Origin of the sequence: Vibrio sp. 10N.261.52.A1, assembly GCF_002876325.1 — a bacterium.
In the GTDB taxonomy this organism is placed as follows: Bacteria; Pseudomonadota; Gammaproteobacteria; order Enterobacterales; family Vibrionaceae; genus Vibrio; species Vibrio chagasii.
On record NZ_MCYD01000935.1, the window covers coordinates 1 to 4,193 of the forward strand.

Consider the following 4,193-nt stretch of genomic DNA (forward strand, 5'->3'; position numbering starts at 1 on the left):
ATAAAATACCATCCGATTTTCGCCCCGCTGGCATTACCTTTTATAAGTCATATGAAAATTAAAAATTTAATACCTCTACTGCTATGTACCTTCTCTCACCAAGCATTGTCTGCTGCAAATTTCACTACCGATTTTGTAGAGCTTGGGATTCAAACAAAGCCAAATGGTATTAGTTTGGAAGGGGGACGAGATATCAATGACAGCCTTGCGCTTCTGGGTGGGGTAAGCTCAAATGCCGATCTCGATGAAGACAACTATGACGTTTATATCGGGCCTCAAATTTATGGGCCTATCAACCAAGCCATCGATCTCAATACTCAACTATTGCTTCACTACAACAAAGGATCTTACGCTCCAGGGAAAAGCAAAACCTTTATTGAATTCAACGCTGGGCTTCGAGCCTGGATTACCCAACGAGTAGAGGCAAATGTCATGGTAGGTGCAAATGGAGAGCATTCGATCTTTACGTTTGGCGCGAGATTCCATGCAACGGATAAAGCCGCATTCTCGATATCTTCTAAGAATAACGGGATTTATGGGCCTCAATTACAACTTGGTGTTAGATACAACTTTAATTAAGTAGCTGTAAGCAAGGGTTCTTAAAAAGCAAAGTGACCATTTGGTGACCCATCTCGTAATCAACATATTTATCACAGCAAAATCCCAATACACATCCTATATTTAACAGTGGCTTAAATTCAATAAGTACCGTTCTACGTTAATTATAAGGATATAAAAAATGAAGAAGACTTTGCTTGCCTCTTCACTCGCATTGGTAGCGTCGTTTGCCTATGCTGAACAAGAGGCTCAACTGCCACAGACGTTATTTCAAAATGTCGATGTCTTCAACGGCACTGAAAACAAGTTGTACGAAGACCACTTTGTATTGGTCGAAGGCAACATCATTACCTCCATTTCAGCAAAAACAATTGATGTTCGCGACGATGCCGTAGTGATAGACGGTACAGGCAAAACCTTAACCCCAGGCTTTATCGAAAACCATGCGCACTTGATGCTAATGGGGCCAAGCTTGCCAACGATGGAATCGAATACCACGTGGGAAGATTTCGCCATACACGGAACGCGTATGGCAGAGATGTACCTGATGCAAGGTTTCACCACAGTTCGTGACGCAGGCGGAGCCAACGGTGGTCTAAGAAGAGCCATCGATGCTGGGCAAATTATTGGGCCTCGTTATTACCCATCCGGTGCATTTTTGAGTACTCGTGGTGGACACGCCGACTTTGCCAACTACACCGCCCCTGTCGGTGAAGAAACCAACTTTAGCCGTTTGAATATGGCACAAGAAGTCGATAGCGTTGCCGAAGTGAAGAAGTACGCTCGTAACAACTTCCGCATGGGTGCAACTCAATTGAAATACATGCAATCCGGTGGTGTGGTATCTGCCTTTGACCCGTGGCAATTACTGGCAGGTTCACCAGAGGAAGTCGGTGCAGCGGTTGAAGTAGCCGATACTTACGGCAGCTACGTAATGGCGCACTCCTATCGTAAAGAGGCGATCATTGGCGCGTTAAACGCCGGCGTTAAATCGATCGAGCACGGCTTTATGTTCGACTGTGAGATTTCAGAGCTCATGGAAGAAAAAGGAGCGTACATCACCACTAACCTTACCGCGTTCGACCCTAACCTTCTTGAGATTCCAGCAGTTAAGAACGTTGCATCAAGCTTAGCCAAAGCAAAATCGGCTTCTGCCGCGTTTAAAGACTACATCCCGAATATGAAGAAGTGTCCAGCTCCTCGTGGCTTCCAGACTGACTGTGTAGGCTCTGTTGATGCTTGTAACATTCAAATCGCTTACGAGAAAAAGCTAAACAATGACTTCTTTGGACCTTACGAATCATTGAAAACTCTTACGTCTGTCGGTGGTGAAATTGCCACACTATCAGGTGACTTCATGAACCCATATCCAGATGCGAAACTGGGTGTGATTGAGAAAGGCGCATACGCAGATATCCTGCTGCTTGATGGTAACCCATTCGAAGACTTTTCTGTAGTCGGTACAGGTGACCAATGGTTTGGTGCCGATAAGCGACCAGACTCACCAGAAAGCATTAAGCTGATTATGAAAGATGGCGTTATCTACAAAAACACACTTTAAACATCAAGTTTCAAAGTCATAGCTCATAGATAGAGCTTGGTTCATCGGCTGTCACAAGCCGATGAACCACTTAAAACGACCTAACACCAACCAATAGCGAGCCAAACATTGAATAGATTTATCGCCCTATTTGTATCCATAGTTTCGTTTGGTAGCCTAGCTAGTGAACCAACAGAACTCGATTGGAAAGACCTGAGACCGGTACATGCCCAGAAACAAATCGTATTGCCTGAGATCAGCTATCAACAAAAACTGACACTGCAAAAAATATTCACCTTAAGCCAGTATGACGACCCAAAGAGTAATGATGAGTTAGCCAGCCTCAAAGAAACATTGAAATCGGAAGGGCTAGACGCCGATGAATTACTGAAGTTGCGTTCAGAGTACATCGCGAATCAACAGCGAGCATCAGAAACAGTGACTCAAGACTTTGACGGTAAGAAGGTGCGTATACCTGGATTCCTGGTTCCAATTGCTTTCTCAGCGCCCCTCGTTGCTACCGAATTCTTGTTAGTTCCTACTGCTGGAGCGTGTATACACATGCCACCACCACCAGCGAACCAAATTGTCAGAGTCTCTTACCCTGAAGGCTACAAAGTAGAAACCGTTCAGTACCCAGTTTGGGTCGAAGGCGTGATTTCATCAAAACTGACCACCGACAATGTGTATCTTGTCGATGGCGATACCGATGTCACCATGGGGTACGATATGAATGCTTCGTTGGTAGTGAATTACCACTAACTCAAATGGCATAAATCACGAAGTGCTAATACTAGCTTTGGTTTCACCGACAACTCATAACCTATAACAAAAAGAGCCTCATCGAGGCTCTTTTTCACATCCAATCAATTCCAGACTAGCTTGATGGTTCGAAGACCAACGTATTGTCATGCCCGATAATCGTCAGCTGTTCACCTACATCGTCGTAAGCTACAGTAACGCTCTCTTCGAACGTATCAAAAATCAAATTCTCTTGAATCGCTCGAGTTCCACTACAGCCCATTCTCGTGCTAGCAATTGGGGTGAACGCCAAATAGCCTTGCTCAAATGTCGTCACTTGGGTCACAAAGTGGTTACACCCCGTACGGCCATAAATGTTATCTCGTGCTATTTGTATTGATGCTTGGTGTGTCGGCTGCTCACCATTAACACGAATAAGATTCCAAGGCCCCATAACAGCCTGATGCATGGACGATAACTCACGAGATGTATCTATTTCTTGCGCTTGAACGACTGTTCCTAACACTCCAGAAAATAACAACACACTAAGCGATAAAATTACTTTTTTCATTATTCTTTCCATTACTTATAATTACCAACGCGTGAATTTAATTGAGACTGCTTCACCCATTCCTAGCCCTAACCCGCCAGCTTTAAGGTCAAAAATCTCGCCAGCTTCTCGGTCCCAAATTTTCACCTCATGGTAAAACAAGCCGCTGAAGTAGTGCCCCTTATTATCGAGTAATTCGATCTGTTCTCCCTTCTCAAGCTTATCGAAGAATCGCTCATCAATATAAGATGAACCAGAGAAAACAGGGATTGTTGTAATACCAGCGAAGCGCATCACTAGCTCACCATAATCACCAACAGCACAGGCAATCACAATACCTGCACCGCCACAGGTCGTGACACGATATTGCCAGCCAGAATCGGTAGTAAAAGCACGCTTGATCGTTCCTCGTCCTAATACACCATCTATTTGAATATGCACTTCTTCCGGCAATGTCGTGCCTTTAATTTCAAACATATGAGGTTGAGAGTTACGGAAGTAAGGTATCGACATACCTTGACTAACAAATCGCTTAGTTGGTGTGATAACTTTGATTCTTAACCTATCACCATCAGTGTAACCAATGAGATTAGACAGGGAGCTCGGGTCATTCATATCAAGCTGTTCAATATCAATCCAAGCACCTTTATTAATTGAATAAAAGGCTTTCATCTCTTCGCTGCCACTTTCTCCAGACATGTCCAAGCTATTCTTGATAAATAGCGTTGAACTTAGCACCGAGTTAGAAAACAGCAAGGTTAATAATAGAAATGTAAGTTTAATTTTCTCCAGCATATACTGACC

At 43.9% G+C, this 4,193-nt stretch carries 5 protein-coding genes; 3 read left to right on the plus strand and 2 right to left on the minus strand.

Annotated features, from left to right (window positions below; genetic code table 11):
* From BCT81_RS20310 to BCT81_RS20320, 3 genes are all read left to right on the plus strand, one after another.
* Positions 1-579, plus strand: coding sequence for a hypothetical protein (locus BCT81_RS20310; protein WP_241908247.1), 579 nt, complete (start codon positions 1-3; stop codon positions 577-579).
* Positions 580-739: 160 nt separating this feature from the next.
* Positions 740-2,119, plus strand: coding sequence for an amidohydrolase family protein (locus tag BCT81_RS20315; protein WP_102425611.1), 1,380 nt, complete (start codon positions 740-742; stop codon positions 2,117-2,119).
* A 108-nt stretch (positions 2,120-2,227) separates the two neighbouring features.
* Positions 2,228-2,860, plus strand: coding sequence for a DUF3299 domain-containing protein (locus BCT81_RS20320; RefSeq protein WP_102425612.1), 633 nt, complete (start codon positions 2,228-2,230; stop codon positions 2,858-2,860).
* A gap of 115 nt (positions 2,861-2,975) precedes the next feature.
* On the opposite strand, the gene BCT81_RS20325 is transcribed toward BCT81_RS20320, so the two are convergent.
* Positions 2,976-3,410: an META domain-containing protein gene (locus BCT81_RS20325; protein WP_102425613.1), complete on the minus strand. Its 435-nt coding sequence runs from the start codon at positions 3,408-3,410 to the stop codon at positions 2,976-2,978.
* A gap of 21 nt (positions 3,411-3,431) precedes the next feature.
* Positions 3,432-4,193, minus strand: a 762-nt coding sequence (locus tag BCT81_RS20330; protein ID WP_347232119.1) for a hypothetical protein, incomplete at its 5' end; no start/stop codon positions are given.